Origin of the sequence: Mordavella massiliensis (assembly GCF_016902415.1) — a bacterium.
GTDB classification, from domain to species: domain Bacteria; phylum Bacillota; class Clostridia; order Lachnospirales; family Lachnospiraceae; genus Merdimonas; species Merdimonas faecigallinarum.
In genome coordinates, this window is the sequence record NZ_JACJLV010000023.1 from 19,012 (window position 1) to 39,681 (window position 20,670).

At 50.7% G+C, this 20,670-nt stretch carries 22 protein-coding genes, 1 riboswitch and 1 other annotated feature; of the genes, 18 read left to right on the plus strand and 4 right to left on the minus strand.

The genetic code is table 11. From position 1 onward, the window contains the following. The first annotated feature begins 38 nt into the window (after nt 1-38). The 16 genes from H6A13_RS08040 to H6A13_RS08110 all read left to right on the plus strand — a co-directional run bounded on the left by H6A13_RS08040 (nt 39) and on the right by H6A13_RS08110 (nt 16,173). Complete coding sequence (locus tag H6A13_RS08040) at nt 39-983, plus strand: AEC family transporter (protein WP_204909092.1); 945 nt, start codon at nt 39-41, stop codon at nt 981-983. A 148-nt stretch (nt 984-1,131) separates the two neighbouring features. Continuing rightward, nucleotides 1,132-1,407 (plus strand) — a binding site (T-box leader). A gap of 67 nt (nt 1,408-1,474) precedes the next feature. After that, nucleotides 1,475-4,135: a valine--tRNA ligase gene (locus H6A13_RS08045; protein WP_204909093.1), complete on the plus strand. Its 2,661-nt coding sequence runs from the start codon at nt 1,475-1,477 to the stop codon at nt 4,133-4,135. After that, nucleotides 4,125-6,329: an LTA synthase family protein gene (locus tag H6A13_RS08050; RefSeq protein WP_338043039.1), complete on the plus strand. Its 2,205-nt coding sequence runs from the start codon at nt 4,125-4,127 to the stop codon at nt 6,327-6,329. The genes H6A13_RS08045 and H6A13_RS08050 overlap by 11 nt, the downstream gene beginning before the upstream one ends. A gap of 1 nt (nt 6,330) precedes the next feature. Then, complete coding sequence (locus H6A13_RS08055) at nt 6,331-7,728, plus strand: bifunctional folylpolyglutamate synthase/dihydrofolate synthase (RefSeq protein ID WP_204909094.1); 1,398 nt, start codon at nt 6,331-6,333, stop codon at nt 7,726-7,728. Continuing rightward, nucleotides 7,715-7,849: a hypothetical protein gene (locus H6A13_RS13420; protein ID WP_275553044.1), complete on the plus strand. Its 135-nt coding sequence runs from the start codon at nt 7,715-7,717 to the stop codon at nt 7,847-7,849. The genes H6A13_RS08055 and H6A13_RS13420 overlap by 14 nt, the downstream gene beginning before the upstream one ends. Before the next feature lie 12 nt (nt 7,850-7,861). Then, nucleotides 7,862-9,274, plus strand: coding sequence for a tetratricopeptide repeat protein (locus tag H6A13_RS08060; RefSeq protein WP_204909095.1), 1,413 nt, complete (start codon nt 7,862-7,864; stop codon nt 9,272-9,274). Between the two features lie 187 nt (nt 9,275-9,461). Beyond that, nucleotides 9,462-9,773, plus strand: coding sequence for an STAS domain-containing protein (locus tag H6A13_RS08065; RefSeq protein ID WP_204909096.1), 312 nt, complete (start codon nt 9,462-9,464; stop codon nt 9,771-9,773). Continuing rightward, nucleotides 9,774-10,229, plus strand: coding sequence for an anti-sigma F factor (gene spoIIAB, locus H6A13_RS08070; RefSeq protein ID WP_204909097.1), 456 nt, complete (start codon nt 9,774-9,776; stop codon nt 10,227-10,229). Next, the gene (locus H6A13_RS08075) at nt 10,208-10,921 is read left to right on the plus strand and encodes a SigF/SigG family RNA polymerase sporulation sigma factor (RefSeq protein ID WP_204909098.1); all 714 of its coding nucleotides are present in this window, start codon (nt 10,208-10,210) and stop codon (nt 10,919-10,921) included. The genes spoIIAB and H6A13_RS08075 overlap by 22 nt, the downstream gene beginning before the upstream one ends. 81 nt (nt 10,922-11,002) lie before the next feature. Then, nucleotides 11,003-11,179: a hypothetical protein gene (locus H6A13_RS08080; protein ID WP_204909114.1), complete on the plus strand. Its 177-nt coding sequence runs from the start codon at nt 11,003-11,005 to the stop codon at nt 11,177-11,179. Continuing rightward, a complete protein-coding gene (locus H6A13_RS08085) occupies nt 11,136-11,840 on the plus strand; it encodes a stage V sporulation protein AA (protein ID WP_243416425.1) in 705 nt (234 codons plus the stop codon). Before H6A13_RS08080 ends, H6A13_RS08085 begins: the two co-directional genes overlap by 44 nt. Further along, nucleotides 11,800-12,216 (plus strand): stage V sporulation protein AB, encoded by a 417-nt coding sequence (locus tag H6A13_RS08090; protein WP_204909099.1) that lies wholly within the window; start codon nt 11,800-11,802, stop codon nt 12,214-12,216. Before H6A13_RS08085 ends, H6A13_RS08090 begins: the two co-directional genes overlap by 41 nt. 69 nt (nt 12,217-12,285) lie before the next feature. After that, complete coding sequence (locus H6A13_RS08095; RefSeq protein WP_338043040.1) at nt 12,286-12,738, plus strand: SpoVA/SpoVAEb family sporulation membrane protein; 453 nt, start codon at nt 12,286-12,288, stop codon at nt 12,736-12,738. Further along, the gene (locus H6A13_RS08100) at nt 12,735-13,874 is read left to right on the plus strand and encodes a stage V sporulation protein AD (protein ID WP_338043041.1); all 1,140 of its coding nucleotides are present in this window, start codon (nt 12,735-12,737) and stop codon (nt 13,872-13,874) included. Before H6A13_RS08095 ends, H6A13_RS08100 begins: the two co-directional genes overlap by 4 nt. A 109-nt stretch (nt 13,875-13,983) precedes the next feature. After that, a complete protein-coding gene (gene spoVAE / locus H6A13_RS08105) occupies nt 13,984-14,340 on the plus strand; it encodes a stage V sporulation protein AE (protein WP_204909100.1) in 357 nt (118 codons plus the stop codon). Between the two features lie 192 nt (nt 14,341-14,532). Continuing rightward, on the plus strand, nt 14,533-16,173 hold the full coding sequence (locus H6A13_RS08110) for a Na/Pi cotransporter family protein (protein ID WP_204909101.1): 1,641 nt from the start codon (nt 14,533-14,535) through the stop codon (nt 16,171-16,173). 45 nt (nt 16,174-16,218) lie between these two features. On the opposite strand, the gene H6A13_RS08115 is transcribed toward H6A13_RS08110, so the two are convergent. Both H6A13_RS08115 and H6A13_RS08120 read right to left on the minus strand, forming a co-directional pair. Beyond that, entirely contained in the window at nt 16,219-16,509 is a 291-nt protein-coding gene (locus H6A13_RS08115) for a GNAT family acetyltransferase (protein WP_204909102.1), read from the minus strand. A 33-nt stretch (nt 16,510-16,542) separates the two neighbouring features. Beyond that, nucleotides 16,543-17,223 (minus strand): Crp/Fnr family transcriptional regulator, encoded by a 681-nt coding sequence (locus H6A13_RS08120; protein ID WP_204909103.1) that lies wholly within the window; start codon nt 17,221-17,223, stop codon nt 16,543-16,545. A gap of 137 nt (nt 17,224-17,360) precedes the next feature. Between H6A13_RS08120 and H6A13_RS08125 the strand changes: the two genes are divergently transcribed. Next, nucleotides 17,361-17,960 (plus strand): sulfite exporter TauE/SafE family protein, encoded by a 600-nt coding sequence (locus H6A13_RS08125; protein ID WP_204909104.1) that lies wholly within the window; start codon nt 17,361-17,363, stop codon nt 17,958-17,960. Here H6A13_RS08125 and H6A13_RS08130 read toward each other — a convergent pair. Continuing rightward, the gene (locus H6A13_RS08130; RefSeq protein WP_204909105.1) at nt 17,950-18,156 is read right to left on the minus strand and encodes a hypothetical protein; all 207 of its coding nucleotides are present in this window, start codon (nt 18,154-18,156) and stop codon (nt 17,950-17,952) included. The genes H6A13_RS08125 and H6A13_RS08130 overlap by 11 nt on opposite strands. Then, a complete protein-coding gene (locus tag H6A13_RS08135; RefSeq protein ID WP_204909106.1) occupies nt 18,153-19,511 on the minus strand; it encodes a Y-family DNA polymerase in 1,359 nt (452 codons plus the stop codon). Before H6A13_RS08135 ends, H6A13_RS08130 begins: the two co-directional genes overlap by 4 nt. A 152-nt stretch (nt 19,512-19,663) precedes the next feature. Next, a riboswitch (FMN riboswitch) is annotated at nt 19,664-19,782 on the plus strand. Between the two features lie 134 nt (nt 19,783-19,916). Between H6A13_RS08135 and H6A13_RS08140 the strand changes: the two genes are divergently transcribed. Then, entirely contained in the window at nt 19,917-20,546 is a 630-nt protein-coding gene (locus tag H6A13_RS08140; RefSeq protein ID WP_204909107.1) for an ECF transporter S component, read from the plus strand. The last annotated feature ends 124 nt before the right edge of the window (nt 20,547-20,670 follow it).

Sequence of the window (20,670 nt, forward strand, 5' to 3'; positions counted from 1 at the left end):
AAATCCCCCGTCCCCAAAGAAAGGGATGTGGATAACTTGTGGATAATTTGATTTTTAGTTTGAATGCAACGGTTCCGGTGTTTCTTCTGATGGTTCTGGGCCTGGTTCTTCGGAAGCTTAACTGGATCGACGATGTGTTTGCCTCGAAAATGAATCAGTTTGTTTTTAAGGTGCCGTTACCGCTCCTGGTTTTCCTGGATCTTGCGACTGTGGATTTTGAGGAGAGCTGGAATTTTAAGTTTGTGGCGTTTTGTTTTGTGGTGACCCTGATCTCGATCTCCCTTTCGGCGGGGATTTCTCTGCTCTGGAAAGACCGGAGCATCCGCGGGGAGTTTATCCAGGCGTCTTATCGCAGCAGCGCGGCGATCCTGGGAATCGCCTTTATCCAGAATATTTACGGTTCTGCCGGGATGGGGCCTTTGATGATCATTGGCAGTGTGCCGCTTTACAATATGATGGCCGTGGTGGTGCTTTCGGTTTTCAAGCCCGGGCAGACGGGGCTGAACCGCCAGGTGGTGAAAAAGACGCTGACAGGGATCGTGACGAATCCTATTATCATAGGGATTGCAGCGGGCCTTCTCTGGTCGGCCTTTAGGCTTCCTATGGCCGGGATCCCGGAGAAGGTGATCTCAAATGTGGCGGGCACGGCTACGCCGCTGGGACTGATGGCCATGGGCGCTTCTTTTGATTTGAAAAAGGCGCTGCAGACCGGAAAGCCTGCGGCAACGGCGGCTGTGATCAAACTGGTCGGATTTTGCGCGGTTTTCCTGCCGGCCGCAATTGCCCTGGGCTTCCGGGCAGAAGAACTGGTGGCGATTTTGATCATGCTGGGATCTGCCACGACCGTCAGCTGCTATGTGATGGCGAAAAATATGGGGCATGAGGGCACGCTGACTTCCAGCGCGGTGATGCTGACGACCCTCCTTAGCGCCTTTACCCTGACAGGCTGGCTTTTCCTTCTAAGAAGCATGCGCTTAATCTAGTCATACATACCTGAACTGGCCATACGCGCCCGAACTGGCCATATGCGCCTGATCTGGCCGTACGCACCGACTCCTTAAGAATTCCTAAAATTCTTTAAAATCCTTGACAAACATGGGGCGGATGGCTATGATATTTACTAGTTTATACGTAAAGGCATGGATGAAGAGGAGTATGCATGGACTTTTCCCCACAGAGAGGACGCTCGCCGGCTGAAAGGCGTCCGGGATCAAAGATGCAGAAGGTAGCTTCGGAGCCGGATTGCTGAATCGCCAGCCAGAGGCAGCAGACACAGCCGCTAAAGGTAGCAGCTAGGCAGTCCCGGAGTCGTTCCCGTTAAAGAATAAGAGGAGAGGTATAGAAGGAGCCGGCAGGATTTCTTCTATATAAATAAAGGTGGTACCGCGTAAGAGAAACGCCCTTTACGTAATGTAAAGGGTATTTTTTATTACCGAAATGTGAAAAAAGTGTGAAGGAATGCGAGGAGAGAACAATGAGTCAGAACCTGGAAAAAACCTATGATCCTAAGGCAATCGAATCGAAACTCTATGACAAATGGTGTGAGAGAAAATATTTCCACGCTGAGGTAGACAGAAGCAGAAAACCATTTACTACAGTGATGCCGCCGCCGAATATTACCGGCAAGCTGCACATGGGCCACGCCCTGGACAATACCCTGCAGGATATCCTGATCCGCTATAAAAGGATGCAGGGCTACAATGCGCTGTGGGTGCCGGGTACCGACCATGCGGCTATTTCCACGGAAGTAAAAGTGACCAATCAGTTAAAAGACGAAGGCATTGATAAAAGAGAACTTGGCCGGGAAAAATTTCTGGAAAGAACCTGGCAGTGGAAAGAAGAATATGCAGGAACCATTGAGAGCCAGTTAAAGAAACTGGGTGTTTCCTGCGACTGGGACAGAGAGCGGTTCACTCTGGACGAGGGCTGTTCCAAAGCGGTGGAAGAAGTATTTATCCGCCTTTACGAAAAAGGCTACATTTACAAAGGTTCCAGGATCATCAACTGGTGTCCGGTATGTAAGACTTCCCTTTCTGACGCGGAAGTGGAGCATGAGGAACAGGAAGGACATTTCTGGCACATCAAATACCCCATCGTGGGAACCGACGACTATCTGGAGATCGCGACCACCCGTCCGGAGACCATGCTTGGCGATACCGCCATTGCCGTACATCCGGAGGATGAAAGATACAAAGATATTATAGGAAAAACAGCGATCCTGCCACTGGTAAACAGGGAGATTCCCATTGTGGCAGACGATTACGTAGACAAGGAATTTGGAACCGGCGCTGTAAAGATCACGCCGGCTCACGACCCCAACGACTTTGAGGTGGGCAAACGTCACAACCTGCCGGAGATCAACATCATGAACGACGATGCCACCATCAATGAAAATGGCGGAAAATACGCCGGTATGGAGCGGTATGAGGCGAGAAAAGCTATTGTGGCTGACCTGGAAAAAGAAGGCTATCTGGTAAAAGTCGTTCCTCATTCCCATAATGTAGGAACCCACGACCGCTGCCACACCACCGTTGAGCCGCTGGTGAAGCAGCAGTGGTTTGTGCGGATGGAAGAGCTGGCAAAGCCGGCCATCGAAGCCATCAAAAATGGCGATCTGAAATTTGTGCCGGAGCGTTTTGACAAGATTTATCTGCACTGGCTGGAAAATATCCGTGACTGGTGCATTTCCAGGCAGATCTGGTGGGGACACCGGATCCCGGCTTATTATTGCGACGAGTGCGGCGAGGTTGTAGTATCCCGCGGCGTGCCGGAAAAATGTCCGAAGTGCGGCTGCACCCATTTCACACAGGATGAGGATACGCTGGACACCTGGTTCTCCTCTGCGCTGTGGCCGTTTTCCGTACTGGGCTGGCCGGACAAGACAGAAGAAATGGACTACTTTTATCCCACAGACGTGCTGGTGACCGGTTATGATATCATTCTCTTCTGGGTTATCCGTATGGTATTCTCCGGCTATGAACACACCGGAAAAAGTCCGTTCCACACCGTATTTATCCACGGTCTGGTAAGGGACGCCCTGGGTCGCAAGATGAGCAAGTCTTTGGGGAATGGTATCGATCCTCTGGAGATCATCGACCAGTATGGCGCGGATGCGCTTCGAATGACGCTGGTAACCGGAAATGCGCCGGGAAATGATATGCGTTTCTACAACGAACGTGTGGAAGCCAGCCGGAACTTTGCCAACAAAGTATGGAATGCGTCCCGTTTCATTATGATGAACCTGGGAGATAAAAAACTGACTCAGCCGGCAGACTTTAAAGTGCGTCCAGCAGACCGCTGGATCATGTCCAAATGCAACAACCTGGTCAAAGATGTGACCGAGAATATGGATAAATTCGAGCTTGGTATTGCTCTGTCCAAGATCTATGATTTCATCTGGGATGAATTCTGCGACTGGTACATTGAGATCGCCAAGTACCGTATTTATCACGCAGATGAGGATCCGGAAAGCGCCAACGACGCCCTGTGGACTCTGCGGGAGGTACTGAAGAAGGGACTGAAGCTGCTGCATCCGTATATGCCGTTCGTCTCTGAGGAGATCTACAGCAAACTGGTGCCGGAAGAAGAATCTCTGATGATGTCTGACTGGCCGCAGTATGATGAGTCCTGGAATTATCCGATCGCGGAAAATATTGCAGAACATTATAAAGAAATCATCCGCGGCATCCGCAACGTGCGGGCTGAGATGAATGTTCCAAAGAACCGCAAGGCTACGGCCTATGTGGTATGTGAAGACGCTCAGTTGTGTACCGGTCTGGAGATGCTTCGGCAGGCAGCCCGGAATATGGCGGCAGTTAATGATCTGATCATCCAGCACGATACGGTTGGAATACCGGAGGATGCGGTATCCATCGTGGTGCCGGATGCTACAGTATATTTACCATTGGAAGAGTTGATCGATTTTGACCAGGAGATCGAACGTCTGGAAAAAGAAGAGGCAAGACTGACGAAGGAAATCGCCCGCGCGACTGGTATGCTGAATAATGAAAAATTCGTCAGCAAAGCGCCGGAAGCAAAGGTGCAGGAAGAACGTGACAAACTGGAAACCTATAAGCAGATGATGGCTCAGGTAAAAGAGCGGTTGGAAGGATTGAAGGTAAAACGTGAAAATTAAGATTCCAAAGCCCGACCTGAAGGGCGGGCTTGCCAAACTGAAAAATTTAAAGAAAGAAGACGTCATAACCTGGTGGAAAGAAAGGAAGGAGCGCAGAGCCCGCATCCTGGAAGCGCGCAGGAACAGTGCATTTGCAAAGAAAATGCAGCCGGTCTATGCATTTATGAACCGGTTTTCCCTTTTATTTCATGCGCTTCTGGCATGTATCCTGAATTTTGTGATCGAGGCGATCTCAAGGCACTCTGTCATTGAGGCAGGGGCATATATGATCGGAACGCCGTTGGTATTTTTGTACAATGCATTTATGATCTTTATCACATTTTCCATTGTATACTTTTTCAAACGAAGGATTTTCGTGCGGATTATTATCAGTGTGTTCTGGCTGGTGCTGGGCGTGGCCAACGGCTACATGCTCCTGAAGCGTGTTACGCCGTTCAATGCACAGGACTTAAAAGTGGCCTCTGACGGACTTGCCCTGATCAACAATTATTTTAACGGTTTTGAGCTGGTGATCTTAGGCGTGGGTATCGTCTCCGTGGTGGTATGGGTGATTTCCATGTGGAAACGGGGAGGCCAGTATACCGGGAAAATGCACCGGATCCGCGCTCTGATCGGTGTGATTATCTGCGCGGCTCTCTATGGCGTGATCTCTGATCAGGCGGTAGATAAGCGGGTGGTGTCCACCTATTTTGGAAATATCGCATTTGCCTATGAAGATTACGGCTTGCCGTACTGTTTTATGGCCAGTGTATTTAATACCGGCATCAACGAGCCGAATGATTATAATGAAGCAACCATGGAAGCGATCGCGGGCGACGGAGCTCTGACAAAATGCGAGACCGGGCGGGCCAGTGAGGCGCTGCCGAACATTCTGTTTGTACAGCTGGAGTCGTATTTTGATGTGTCCGAGGCGGAGTTTTTCACCACCTCCAAGGATGCCTGCCCCAACCTGCGTTCTATGTTTGAAAATTATTCTTCCGGATATTTTAAGGTGCCTTCGGTAGGAGCCGGTACGGCAAACACAGAGTTTGAGGTGCTGACCGGTATGAACCTGCGGTATTTCGGACCGGGAGAGTATCCGTATAAAACGTATGTCAAAGAAAAGCCCTGCGAGAGCGCGGCTTCGGCTCTTAGCGCCCTTGGCTACGGAACGCATGCGCTTCATAACAACGGCGGAAATTTCTACAGCAGAGCCAGAGTATTTGACAACATGGGATTCGACAGCTTTACCAGCAAGGAATTCATGAATATCCTGCAGCAGACGCCAAACGGCTGGGCAACGGATGCGATTCTGGTGGACCACATCCTGGACGCCATGGATACCACAGAGGGAAAAGATTTTGTCTTTACCGTCAGTGTCCAGGGCCACGGGGATTATCCGGAAGAGCAGATCATAGAAAATCCGGAGATCACAGTGGAAGGCATTGAGGATGAGGGCCTGAAAAATAAGTGGGAATACTATGTGAACCAGGTCTATGAGATGGACCAGTTTGCGGGGAATCTGATCCAGGCCATTGAAGAGCGGGGCGAGCCGACGGTGGTGGTATTCTACGGAGACCACCTTCCCACCATGGGACTGGAGGCAGAAGACCTGAAGAGCCGTTATCTTTACAATACCAATTATGTGATCTGGGACAACATCGGGCTTCCCAAGGAAGACCGGAATATCCCGTCTTATCAGATCATGGCGGACGTGCTGGAACGGCTGGATATCCACTCCGGCACGGTGTTTAACTATCACCAGCAGAGACGCCAGACCAGAAATTATCTCTCGGATCTGGAACTTTTGCAGTATGACATCCTCTACGGCGACCAGTATGTATACAATGGCAATCCGCCGGTTACAGAGGGACATATGGTGATGGGCGTGCGGGACGTAACTCTGAAAAACGTGGTTCCGCATCTGGATGAAGGGTACAGCCTGTACGGCGAGAATTTCACCCAGAACAGCAAGGTTTATGTCAATGGCGAGAAGCAGAAGAGTTCGTTCCTGAATAACACCAGGATTGATTTCTCCGGCGTGGAACTTGTAAATGGAGACGAGATCGTGGTGCGCCAGATGGGATCCAGCAATACGACGTTCCGCAAATCGGATATTTACATTTATCAGGACGGTAATCTGATCCGCCAGGAGGGTACGGCTACGGACAAGACCATATCCTGGGTTCCGCAGGCGGATGAAGAAGAGGAATAAAATGACCGGAGAGATTCACAGTTACGCCCAGGCGGCGGCATATATTGAAGAAATTCCAAAATTTACGAAAAAACATTCACTTGACCATACCCGGGAATTTTTAAAACGTCTGGTCGATCCGGCGCTGGACCGGAAGATCATCCACGTGGCCGGAACCAATGGAAAAGGTTCCGTCTGCGCGTATATAAAGGCAATACTGACAGCTGAGGGGAAAAAGACGGGGTTCTTTACATCCCCTCATCTTGTCTCTGTCAACGAGCGGATTGAGATCTGCGGGAAGCCGGTGGATGATGATACATTTTTCCGGATTTTCGAAGAAGTATATAAAATTGCAGGAGAGATGGAGGCGGAAGGTCTGGGGCATCCTTCTTATTTTGAATTTTTATTCGGAATGGGAATGAAAGCGTTTGCAGCTTCGGATGTGGAGTATATTATCCTGGAAACAGGGCTTGGAGGCAGGCTGGACGCCACCAATGCGGTGCCGGAGCCTTTTCTTACGGTGATCACATCCATCAGCCTGGACCATACCGATATTCTGGGGGACACCATAGAGAAAATCGCCGGGGAGAAGGCAGGGATCATCAAAAAGGGCGTGCCTGTAATCTTTGATGGAAGCAATCCTGCCGCCTCGGAAGTGATCCGGAAAAAGGCGCGGGAAGCAGGCGCCCCGTGTAGAGAAATCTCGAAAAATGCGTTCAAAATCCGGGAAGTTCAACGGAAATATATTGCATTTTCACGGACGAGTGCGTATGATAAAGATGTTATCTGCCGCATCCCCATCTGCGGGATCTACCAGGTTATGAACGCCTGCATCGCGCTGGAGGCGGCGGAATATCTGCTGTGCGGACAGGCCGCTCTGGAGGGAGAGGGCCCGGACGCGGAACGGACGGCGCGCTGGGCGCGCGCTCTGGAAGGGGTGCGCTGGCCGGGACGGATGGAGGAAGTAAGACCGCATCTGATTCTGGATGGAGCGCATAATCCCGGAGCCATTGAAGCGTTTGTGGACAGCGTGCAGAATTTAAAGGGCAGAGAGATTGGAAAAGACGTGGTGATCTTCTCTGCGGTATCGGATAAGAAATATGAGCAGATGATCGCATATTTGTGCAGAAATCTGGATGTAAAAGCATTTATTGTTACGAAAATAGAAGACGGCAGAGCAGTGGAAGCAGAGGAATTATTCCGATTATTCCAAAAATATACCGATAAAAAGGTAATCTGCCGGCCAAGGATCGCAGATGCTCTCCGGGAAGCAGAAAAGCTGCGGAAAGTTGATGGAAACGAATGTCCCGGTCAGGAGGCAGAAGATCCGGAAGGGGATATTTACTGCCTGGGTTCTTTGTATCTGGCCGGCATGGTGAAAAAATTACTGTCAGGAGGCGGTTTGGATGTTGAATTTTGAAGAAGAGCTGAAGAAATTTCAGCCAAGTCTGGAAATTGAAGAAATCGAAGATGCGGTTTATCAGGAAGACCTGACGGATATGACAGATATTTTAAGGGAAATGATCGAACAGACCAAATAAAGAGGGTAGTATATGGATTACGCAACAAAACTGGTGTACCAGTCCAACTACTGGTACAACGACGGCCTGAAAAAAGCAAATATCAGGGACTTGTCCGGCGCCATCGTGTCGCTGCGCCGGAGCCTGCAGTATAACCGGTCCAATATTGCCGCGCGCAATCTTCTGGGGCTGGTGTACTATGGCCGGGGAGATGTGGCCGAGGCGCTGGTAGAGTGGATCTTAAGCAAGAATTTTCAGTCCCATGACAACATTGCGAATTATTATATTCAGAAAACCCGGGAAAATACGGCGGAACTGGAAACCATTAACCAGGCTGTGAAAAAGTATAATCAGGCGCTGAGCTATGCAAAACAGAATGGCGAAGATCTGGCGATCATCCAGCTGAAAAAAGCGGTGGACGCTCATCCTTCGTTTGTGAAGGCATACCAGCTACTGGCGCTTTTGTACCTGCATACCGAGCAGTTCTCCAGGGCAAGGCAGGCGATCCGCGCGGCTCACAAGCTGGACAAGACGGACGACATCACGCTGCGCTATATGCATGAGCTCAACCAGATCCGCAAGAGCCGGACCGTGAAGATCAAAGAAAAAGATAAAAAAGATCAACAGACGGTGACCTACAGCATTGGAAATGAGACCATTATTCAGCCGGTGTCCGCCGGATATAAGGAAAATGCCGGGCTTCACACCATGGTAAATATCGCGGTGGGGCTGCTGGTGGGCGTGGCGGTCATGTGGTTTTTGATCCTCCCGGCAGTTACCAGGTCCCGAGAGCAGAAGACCAACCGGGATATCGTGGCATTCAGCGATCAGATCGCCGAGCAGAAAGCACAGATCAGCGCGCTGCAGACGGAGCTGGAGTCCTTCCGCTCCACCAGCCAGGAGACAGAAAACGCCCAGGCAACGGCATCTGCTACGCAGGAAAGCTATGAGACCGTCATGAATATTCAGAGCCATTTCTATGCGGGAGACATGGGAAATCAGTCCATGGTAGAGGAACTTTTGAAAGTCAACGTAGATTCCCTCGGAACAGCCGGGCGGGAAGCCTATGACGAAATGGCAGAGGCGCTGTTCCCGCAGGTTTGCGGAAGTTTGTACGCAGCCGCGCAGGAAAGCTATGACGTGGCAAATTATGAGACCGCCATCAGCAACCTGGAACAGGTGCTACAGATGGATGAAGATTATAATGACGGCGGAGCCATGTTGCTGCTGGCTCTATCATACCAGGGCAGCGGCGATCAGGATCAGGCCAACGTCTATTACCAGCGGATCATCGAAGATTACGCAGATACCGACGCGGCGGCCAGCGCACAGGAAGAGCTGGATGCGCAGAACGGCGGCGGAAAAACAGATGACAGCGGGGAAGAGGACACGGATCAGAAAAAAGAAGAAGCCGATCAGGAAACAAACGGCGGAAACGAAGAATAAAATACTCCGGATGTGGAAAACAGGATTATCCGGTGGAAAATGTGGATAAAAAGTACGAAAGAAAAGGATGTGCAAACAAAAGCACGTCCTTTTTTTCATTTGCCTCCAATGGGGACGGGGGATTTCTGGAAATCCCCCGTCCCCATTGGAGGCAATGCCAAATAAGCTGTGGAAAAGGGGGATAACTATGAACTACCAGGTGCAGGAGAATTATCTGACGATTTTTCTTCCGAGTGAGTTGGATCACCATAATGCGGAAGAAATCCGCCGGGAGTCGGATCGTCTGATCGAGAGGAATCACATCCGTTACGTGATCTTTGATTTCCGGGATACGAATTTTATGGACAGTTCGGGGATCGGCGTGATCATGGGCCGCTATAAGCGGGTTTATCTTCTGGGAGGCGAGGTTTTTGCGGTACATACCAGTGAAAGAATGAAGCGGATCTTGTCAATGTCGGGTGTTACTAAAATTATGCAGATATGTGAGGAGGATATGTAGATGGAAAATACGAATGAAATGCAGGTGATTTTTGACAGCCGCTCGTCCAACGAGTCGTTTGCGCGTGTGACGGTGGCGGCATTTATGACGTCGCTGAATCCTACGGTGGAAGAAGTGTCGGATGTAAAGACAGCTGTGTCGGAAGCTGTGACCAACGCGATTATCCATGGGTATGAAAATGAGGTGCACAGTATTACGATCCGCTGCCGCACGGAGGGCAAGACCTTGTATCTGGAGGTGGAAGATCAGGGAAAAGGGATTGAGGATGTGCAGCAGGCGATGGAGCCTCTGTTTACCACGAAGCCGGATCTGGACCGTTCCGGCATGGGATTTTCTTTTATGGAAGCATTTATGGACAGCCTGGAAGTCATTTCCACTCCTGGGGAAGGGACGCTTGTCAAAATGGAAAAAATAGTCGGAAAAGGACGCAGATTATGGACCGGACCATCGATTTGATCGAAAAATCCCATCAGGGAGACCCGGACGCAAGGGCGCAGCTTGTGAGGGAAAATGAAGGACTGGTCTGGTGTGTGGCAAAGCGATTTTTTCACCGGGGCGCTGAGGCGGAGGATTTGTTTCAGATAGGAAATATCGGGCTTCTCAAAGCAATAGACAAATTTGACATTTCTTATGATGTAAGATTTTCTACCTACGCAGTGCCTATGATTTCCGGAGAAATCAAGCGTTTTCTCCGGGATGACGGCATGATCAAGGTGAGCCGCTCTCTGAAAGAACTGGCCTACAAATCCGGAATCTGCAGAGAACGGCTTCTGGAAGCCTGGGGGAGAGAGCCTACGATCACCGAGATCGCACAGGAACTGCATGTGGAGACAGAAGAGCTGGCGATGGCTATGGACGCAAACAGCGAGGTGGAGTCGCTCCACAAGCCGGTCTTTCAAAAGGAGGGGCAGGAGATCCGGCTGATGGACAGGCTGCCGGAAAAGGAAATGCAGGAAGAACGGATCCTGGACCACCTGGTGTTAAAAGAGCTGCTGGCCTCTCTGAATAAAGAAGAAAGAAGGCTGATCTACCTGCGGTATTTCGCAAATCAGACCCAGTCGCAGGTGGGAAAGGAACTGGGGATCTCCCAGGTGCAGGTTTCCAGAATGGAGAAAAAAATATTGAAAAATCTCCGGGAAAAAATATAGAAATCCCGAAGAAGCACGTATATTATTCCGGAAATGTTCCATACTACCCAGAAAAGACAGTGGAAAGCAGGAGGCGTACGTATGGATGAAGCAAGAAAAAAATTGAGGATATGTCTGTTGTGTGTCGTCAGCGCAGCGATCATTATGGGAGTTCTTTATTGCATTCTGGCAGCCGGGGATGGGAGCTCTGTAAGCGAAGGAACCCTTGTCTATCATGAATGCAGCGAAGGAATGGATGATGCAGGCAGTATATATTAAAGCGGACCGGGATGTGGAGGTGGACCGGACAGACATCCGGATCGGGGACGTCATACAGATAGAAGGTACAGACAAACGGACCAGGGAACAGATCTGCAGGCTGCCGCTCGTTACGGTTTCATGCACAGATCAGAAAAAAGAAAGCCGCATGTGCCTTTCCATTTTACAGGTGATCCGGAAAATCCATACTGCATTTCCGCAGCTTGACATCGTAAATGTAGGTGAAAAAGATTTTATCATCACTTATAAAAAAGAAAAAGATGCAGGAAAATTCCTTCACGTGCTCAAAGCCGCCATAGTCGTACTCATCAGCTTTTTTGGCGCCGCATTTTCAACGATGGCATTTAATAATGACGTGGATACTGTGAAAATGTTTGGTCAGATTTACGAACTGACGACGGGAAAGCCGTCCGATGGATTTACCATACTGGAGATCACCTATTCCATCGGTCTGATCCTGGGAATTCTGATTTTTTTCAATCACTTTGGAAAAAGTCGGTCCGGCACAGATCCGACTCCGCTGGAAGTAGAAATGCGTCTCTATGAAAATGATATTCAGACGACGCTGATTGAAAACAATTCCAGGACAGAATCCGGCAGCAAAAATAAGGGGGCAGACTATGTGGATAAAGGGAATCATGCTGGCAGCGCTGGGACTTAGCGCCGGCGCCGCGGCGGCCGGAGGGATCTTCTCCTTTATCATCGGTCTGGGAGTGGTCTCCGATCTGGCAGACCGCACGCACACAGGAGAACAGATCCGGCTGTACGAAGATGCAGTCGCCCTGGGCGGGATCCTTGGCACAATCTGGATCATATTTCAGATCCCGATCCCGGAAGGAGACTGGCTGCTGCCGGCATTTGGAATCTTCGGAGGAATCTTTGTGGGATGCTGGGCCATGGCCCTGGCAGAAATCCTGAACCTCTTCCCCATCTTGATCCGCAGAGCCAGGTTGAAAATGTGTATAAAATACATCATAGTGGGGATAGCTTTGGGGAAAAGTCTTGGCGCGATGCTCTTTTTTTCGCAGCGCTGGTAATTGGGGACGGGGGATTTCCAGAAATCCCCCGTCCCCAATTAAAATGATCAACAAAGGAGTGGATAACTTGTGGATAAACAGAAACAGCAGGAAGCGTACAGGGATTATGTGAAATGGAAAACGCCGGTGCACAATCTTCCTTTGAATATGGCGAAGGCTTTTGTGACCGGCGGGACGATCTGTCTGCTGGGACAGATGATCTTGAACAAATGTGAAGCTATGGGGCTGGATCAGGATGTTTGCGGAAGCGTGACTTCGGTGAGCCTGATTTTGTTAAGTGTGCTTTTGACGGGATGGAATCTGTATCCGCGGATCGCGAAATGGGGAGGCGCCGGCGCGCTGGTTCCGATTACGGGGTTTGCGAATTCGGTGGCGGCTCCTGCCATTGAGTATAAAAAGGAGGGGCAGGTTATGGGGATCGGATGTAAGATATTTACCATTGCGGGACCTGTGATTTTATATGGAGTGTTTACCAGCTGGGTACTGGGAGGATTGTATTGGATCTGGGAGGCTGCGAGATGATGGGGGATGAACGGATAAAAGGGAAGGTTCGGGAAGCTGTGCAGACAGGGGCACAGACAAAAGTACAGACGGGAGCGCAGAGTCTTTCGTTCGTAAATGCGCCGTTTCTGTCCTGTGCGGCGTCTGTGACAGGAAAGAAGGAAGGAGAAGGTCCGCTTGGCCGGTTGTTTGATCATGTGTCCGGGGACGATCTGTTCGGGGAAAATACGTGGGAAGCCGCGGAAAGTGCCATGCAGAAGCTGGCCTGTTCTTTGACTCTTCAAAAAGCCGGGCGGAAGGCTTCGGAGATCCGGTATCTGTTCGGAGGGGATCTTCTCCGGCAGGGTACGGCAACCTCGCAGGGAGTAGAAGGATTTGATATTCCCATGTTTGGCCTATACGGGGCCTGCTCTACAGCGGGAGAAGCGCTTGCTCTGGCAGCGATGTCCGTGGCGGCAGGGTACGGGGAGCGGATGCTCGCCGTCACATCCAGTCATTTTGGCAGTGCAGAAAAAGAGTTCCGCTTTCCGCTGGGATACGCAAACCAGAGGCCGCTGTCAGCGCACTGGACGGTAACCGGAAGCGGGGCATTTCTTGTGACTGCCGGTGCGGAGCAAAGCGCCAATATCCCGGGTGACGCCGGCACAGGGCAAAGTGCTGCCATGCCGGGACAGGTGAAGATCTCCGGGGTTACTGTCGGGAAAATTGTGGATTTCGGGTTAAAGGATTCACAGAACATGGGCGCCTGCATGGCCCCGGCGGCCTGCGACACCATCCTGCAGAATTTTCGGGACTTTGGCCGGGGGCCGGAGGACTACACCAGGATTATCACCGGCGACCTGGGGCATATCGGTCAGAGCATTCTTTTTGATCTGATGCAGGACAACGGGTATGATATCCGGGGAAATCATCTGGACTGCGGCATGCTTATTTTTGATCAGGAGACACAGGATACCCATTCCGGCGGCAGCGGGTGCGGCTGCGCGGCAGTGACCCTGGCGTCTTATATCTATCCGAAACTGCGGAACGGCGAATGGGAGCGGGTTCTGTTTGTTCCCACCGGGGCGCTTCTGTCGACCGTGATCTATAATGAGGGCGCCAGCGTGCCCGGGATCGCACATGCGATCATCCTGGAACATGCCGCCCCGGGCAGATGAAACCAGAGATGAAACCAGAAATGTAACCAAAGATGAAACTAGAGATGAAACCAGAGATAGCCGGAAATAGCCGGAGATAAAATCAGGATTTTCATTAAGGAGGAACGATATGGAATATGTGCATGCATTCTGGGTCGGCGGCCTGATCTGCGCCCTGGTGCAGATTTTGCTGGACCGCACCAAACTGATGCCCGGGCGTATTATGGTACTTCTGGTGATCAGCGGCGCAGTTCTTGGAGCCCTGGGCCTCTATCAGCCGTTTCAGGAACTGGCGGGAGCCGGCGCCAGCGTACCGCTCACGGGTTTTGGGAATCTTTTGTGGAATGGCGTAAAAGAGGCGGTGGAACAAGAGGGTCTGATTGGAATTTTTACAGGAGGGCTCAAAGCCAGCGCGGCCGGAATCACCGCGGCGCTGGTGTTTGGCTATCTTGCCTCCTTCCTGTTTGATCCCAAGATGAAAAAATAACAGTGTGTTTCCGGCCCCTGATCGAGCGTTTTGTAAAGTAAATAAAATGTAAATACGAAGTTAAGAAAAAGTAAAAAATCTGTTGTTTTCTCGGATGGTAAATGGTATTGTAAGAACGTAGGCTAAAAATCAAGAACGACAACAAAGTATGATCGTTGAGAGAGTGTATGCATTTACTTTAGGAGGAAATCAATGAATTACCTGGATATTATCATCCCCTTTGTGGGAGGCCTGGGAATGTTTATTTATGGAATGCAGATCATGGCCCAGGGACTGGAGAACGCAGCAGGCAGCAAAATGAAATCGCTGCTGGAGGTGCTGACGAAAAACAAGCTGATGGGTGTGCTTCTGGGAGCCGGGATCACGGCAGTCATCCAAAGCTCTTCCGCCACAACCGTAATGGTGGTGGGCTTCGTGAATGCCAGCATCATGAACCTGACGCAGGCTATGGGCGTGATCATGGGTGCCAACATCGGTACTACCGTTACCGGCTGGCTGGTATCATCTGTGGAATGGGCAGAATTTTTAAGCCCTGCAAGACTTGCGCCGATCGCTGTGATGGCCGGTGTGATTTTAATGCTGGTGGGCAAACGCCGTTCATCAAAGGAAATCGCCAGCATCATCGTGGGATTTGGTCTTCTGTTTATCGGAATCACAACGATGTCATCCGCAGTAGAACCTCTTCAGAATTCGGAGAGCTTCACCAGCCTGTTTGTAACACTTGGCAAAAATCCGCTTCTTGGCATCCTGGCCGGAACACTGGTAACTGCCATTATCCAGAGTTCTTCCGCGTCCGTGGGTATCCTGCAGAGTCTGGCGGCCGCAGGACTTGTGCCTTTCAGCGCGGCAATCTATATCATCATGGGGCAGAACATCGGTACCTGCGTGACTGCCATCCTTTCCAGTCTTGGAGCAAAGAGGACAGCAAAGACCGCAGCGCTGATGCACCTGTTATTTAACATTATCGGAACCATTATATTCAGTACGCTGGCAATCATTTATTTCCAGGTATTTGAGCCTGTCTGGGCAAATGGTCTGATCACACAGACAGAGATCAGTGTGGTCCACACGGCATTTAACATTTGTACGACCGTGCTGCTCTTCCCGGTATCCGACTGGATCATCAAACTGGCGAAAAAGATCGGCCGGGTGGAAGAGGCCGAGCAGGACGAAAGCCAGGTTCAGCTGGACGAGCGTGTGCTGCAGACTCCGGGACTTGCCCTGCAGTCTACTGTAAATGAAGTGGCCCGCATGGGACAGATTGTGGAAGACTCCCTGATGACCGCAAAAAATGTACTGTTTACGTTAAAGGAAAGCGATATCAAATTCCTGAAGGAAGAAGAGGCTACTGTAGATCGCTTAAGCGCCGGCATTACAAATTATGCTATTAAGCTGGGCGCTCTGCAGATCAGTGAAAAAGAGCATCAGGACATTGCCCATCTGCTTCAGATTATTTCCGATATGGAGCGGATCAGCGATTACTGTGAAAATATTTCCGAATTTGCAGAGACACTGTATGAGAAAAAGACCTCATTTTCTGAGATCGGAACCGAGCAGATCCGGGAAATGATGGAAGTCTGTGCAGACAGCTACCGCTATGCCCTGAAAGCCTTTGTAGATAAAGACCGGGCAATGGCCTTAAAGGTGATTGAAAAAGAAACCCAGGCCGATAATCTGGAGTTAAGTCTGCGAAGCAAGCACATTAAGAGGCTGGCCAATAACCAGTGCCAGGCAGAGGCCGGCGTGGTATATCTGGATACTCTGGTATGTCTGGAGAGAATCTCCGACCACGCGCGAAACATTGCAGAAGAAGTTCTGGAACAGAACGCCTAAGATGGCAGTCAGGATCGGATGCCGGCCGGGCCGGAAGTCTCCGGATTACAGGAGATATTTCATCCGGTTCTGCAGACGGTCATTCCAGTAAGGCCGTTTTGCCTCGTAGGACTGATTGATCCAGTCGATGGCTGCGTCCAGTCCTTCCTGGGAAAATGGAAAATCTTTTTGTTCTTTCTCCTCATCCGGAGTCCGCTCAAAGGACCAGGGCTCCGGATAGAGGAATACGGACAGCGTATCATCCGCTGTCCGGAGATAATAGCGCATGCCGTGATGGGAACCGGAAAACGGTTCTTTTTTTAATGCTTTTATGTTGAGCCCAACCGTAGAAATCAAAACAAAGTTCTCCTTTCTTGTATGTGAAGTCTCTTAATACATTCCCTGTTTTAAATATTCTCTGGCCTTTTCCTGCTGGGAGGCATTTAGCGTTACCTTTCCCTTGGTGATGCCCACCAGCCCGCTTTCCTTCAGTTTGCGGATGGTGCGGTTCAGGGTTTTGACGGAGATGCCGGTCTCTTCATGGATCTCCTCTCTGGTGCGGCGGATCACGTTGCTGTGGCAGTCTTCGATGTACCGGAGAAAATAAAGGAGCAGCAGATGCTGGGGCGGATAGAACAGCCGGTTTCCCCGGTTATAGGAAGAGCGGTACAGTTTATAGGCGACTTTCTGGGAGACCAGCCGCAGGAAATGAATATCCTGTTCAATCCAGTTTTCAAAATCTTTTCTGGAAAAATAGAGCACCGTGCATGCAGTGGTGGTCTCAATGGTAACGGAGGTGCGGGGCTTTCCGGCCAGGATGGTGACCTCTCCCACAAAGTCAATGGGATCGTTCCTCACGATCATAAATACATTTCCGTTTTCAAATTCATTGATGACCCGGTGGTAACCCTCGCAGACAATGCCAAAGTAATCAAGCGGCGCATCCTTTTGGTGGATAATGGTCTTGGGCGGGTAGGTCTTGATAGTGCAGCGGGTCTTTAATTCTTCCGGCATATACCGGAGATAGTTTTCCAGTTCCGGTACTTTCTTTCGTAGTTCAGTTAATGTCATGGTTGTTTTCTCCACATTTTTTACAGTATACAACAAAAACTGCCCATTTGTCCTTTTTTCTGAAAATCCTTTTTCTATAATTTCTGTTATGCGCATGGCCGGACAGGCCATGGGACCACAGAAAAAGGAGAGAGAAAATGAAGAAGGAGACTTATGTTTATCCATCCACAGGGGCCAGGATGAAAGCGGAATATAAGATATTCATCGTGGCGTTTGTCTTTATCGTGATCGCAGATTCCATCGGCCAGATCCAGGTCCCGCTTGGGCCGGGAACGCTGATCTTGTTCCCGATCTTTTATTCCCTGATCATGGGGGTGCTGGCGGGACCGGAGGTTCTGAAGATCTTTAACCGGAAGGAAGTAAAGGCGGCGGCAGAGCTGCCGGCCGGCATCTGTGTGGCATTTGGTCTGGTAACGGGAGCTTTGTGCGCTCTTTCCGGGGCAGGCGGACCGATCCTGGTCATGCCGCTTCTGGTGGTCTTTGGCGTGCCGGTCAAAACTGCAGTGGGAGTGGCGCTGTTTAACTCCATCTTTATCGCCGTTCCCTCCTGCATCGGCTACAGCCTGCAGTGTGATCCTGCGGAAATGGCGGTGCTGCTGGCAGTCTCTATGATCAGTCACGGCATCGGCGTGTGGGCAGGCAGCAGAAACACTTCCTTTTTAAAGCCGGAGGCGCTGAAAAAAGGTGTGGCGGTCTTTTCTGTACTGCTGGCAGTCTTTAAGCTGATTACGGGGTAGATGCTTTGGCATTTTCTGCCTCTATTACTTTCTCAAAGCCGGTCAGGGCGGCAAAAGGCGCAAAGATCTTGGCCCGGTCGGCTACCGGCATCCGGGGGTGGCGGATGCGGGAATCCAGACTGTCCGGCCTGGATTGTCCGATAATGTCGCCGTAGAGCCGGGCGGCGCGGGTGTTTTGTGACGGACAGGTGTTCATGCCCGATGACCTCCAATCTGCTGATGGCGTTCTCTGGCAGTGGCGCCATCCTGCAGGCTGGTGCCCTTTAGAATGGCGTTTTTTCCATATTTTTTTCGGATCTCCAGTATAATGCGCTGGAGATTTTTTTCTTTTTCCAGCTTTTCCGGGTCGGAAAACAGGTCGAACTGGAGATAGTTGTCCGGGACCACGCGGTTGGCGGTCACCGTGACCCGGCGGACGAAGCGGGACGGGTCCACGATCCGGTCATACAGATCCAGAACAGCCCGGCGGATCTTCTCAGGACTGGAAGAAGGGGTTTTTAAATTAGCAGTTCCATGGGCGGTTCCGGGAAGGTCTCCGCCAGAGCGGTCGTAACCGATATGGAGAGTGACGGAGTCTGTGGCAAGTTCTTTTGCACTTAGTTCCAGGATCAGTTCATCGATCATCTCCAGGACAATGATGCGGGCTCTGGAATAAGGATAAGGACTTTGCAGGACCTGCCCGCTGCCAAGGGAATTGCTGCCCGGCCGATAGCGCTTGATATCAGCCATCGTGCAGGGCTCCAGTCCCCAGGCGTGGTCGATGAGAAGTTCGGCGTCAATGCCAAAGGTCTGATAGAGCCATTCCTCCTGATCGATAGAGGCTCTTGCCAGGTCGCCCATGGTGAAGATCTGCCTCTTTTCCAGAGTGCCGGCGGTTCCCCGGCCGATCCGCCAGAAATCCGTAAGAGGCCGGTGATCCCAGAGCTGATATTTGTAAGATGTTTCGTCCAGTTCTCCGATGCGCGTGCCGTCTGCGTCTGCCTCGGCATGCTTGGCCATAATGTCCATGGCGATCTTGCAAAGATAGAGATTGGTGCCGATCCCGGCAGTGCCGGTAATGCCGGTGGTCTTCAGTACATCCTGCAAAATGGTTCTGGTAAGCTGCCGGGCGGTGGTATGGTAGAGCGCAAGATAACGGCTGACATCCAGGAAACATTCGTCAATGGAATAAACATGGATGTCTTCCGGGCTTACATATTTCAGGTAGATGGCGTAGATCCTGCCGGAATACTGCATGTAGAGGGACATCCGCGGTGGCGCGGTGATAAACGGCACCGTTTTACCGGTCCGCTTCCGAAGATCTGCCAGCACCTGATGCACCTCAAAGAGCCTGCTGCGCCCGGACAGGCCATATTTTTTCAGGGAAGGAGAGACGGCCAGGCAGATGGTTTTATCCGTGCGGGACGGGTCGGCGACCACCAGATTGGTGGTAAGTGGATCCAGGCCCCGCTCCACGCATTCAACGGAGGCATAAAAGCTTTTCAGATCAATGGCAACATAGGTATAGGGCGGGGCGGATGACAAAGACTGGTGTTGTGCGGAATGTTCCATAAAGTGATGCCTCCTTTCACAGAAAATGTTTTGATTAGTATTTCATCTTAGAACCAGTATAATACATCCGAAGAGAAAAAACAAACATATGTTCGAATAAAAAACTCTTGAAATATGGTGCGGGTATGGATTATAATAATTTCTGGAAAAAGAAAATTCTTCGGGGTCGGGTGCAAGTCCCAACCGGCGGTAGAGTCCGCGACCCGCATTTTGCGGCTGATCCGGTGAGATTCCGGAACCGACAGTATAGTCTGGATGAGAGAAGAGTTGTGTGATAGAAGAAATGAATGGTAGAACCCCGATGCCGCTGGCTTCGGGATTTTTTTATTTCACAGGAAATTGTTTTCTTATGAAATAAAAATGTTCCGTGAGGATCACACTGCGGCGGAAAGGAGAAAAGAAAACATGAGTACAGAAGTAATGCAAAATGTAAAGACAGGCTCCAGGAACAGAGTCCGCAAGATGGTGCAGGTGGGGATGCTGTCCGCGATCGCGGTGGTGTTGATGCTGTTTGAGATCCCTCTGCCTTTTGCCCCTGCATTTTACGAGATTGATTTTAGCGAAGTCCCGGTGTTGGTGGGCTGTTTCGCCATGGGACCGGTAGCCGGCGTGGCAATTGAATTCTTAAAGATCCTTTTGAACTTTGCGATTAACGGGACCACAACAGCCGGCGTAGGCGAGGTCGCAAATTTTCTGATCGGCTGTTCGCTGGTTGTTCCGGCGGCGCTGATCTATAAATTTAAGAAAACCAGAAATGGAGCGATCATCGGTATGGCGGCAGGAACTGTGTTTATGACAGTTGTGGGATGCTTCCTCAACGCATTTGTGCTGCTGCCCACGTATGCGGTGGCGTTCGGCATGCCGGTCGACGGCCTGGTGCAGATGGGAACAGCGGTCAATTCAGCCATCACAAGCCTGACCACTTTCGTATTATTTGCAGTGGCGCCGTTTAATCTGCTGAAAGGCGTGCTGGTATCCCTGATCGTATTTCTGATCTATAAGAAGATCAGCCCGGTTTTAAAAATGCACAGATAGGTGCATCCTGACATTTGGAGACATTCTTTCACCTGGGGCGGAAAAGCGCGGGAATCCGGCGCGGCCGCTCCTTTTATTCTGCCGGGAGGCAGATGGGGACGGGGGATTTTTTAAACGGGGACGG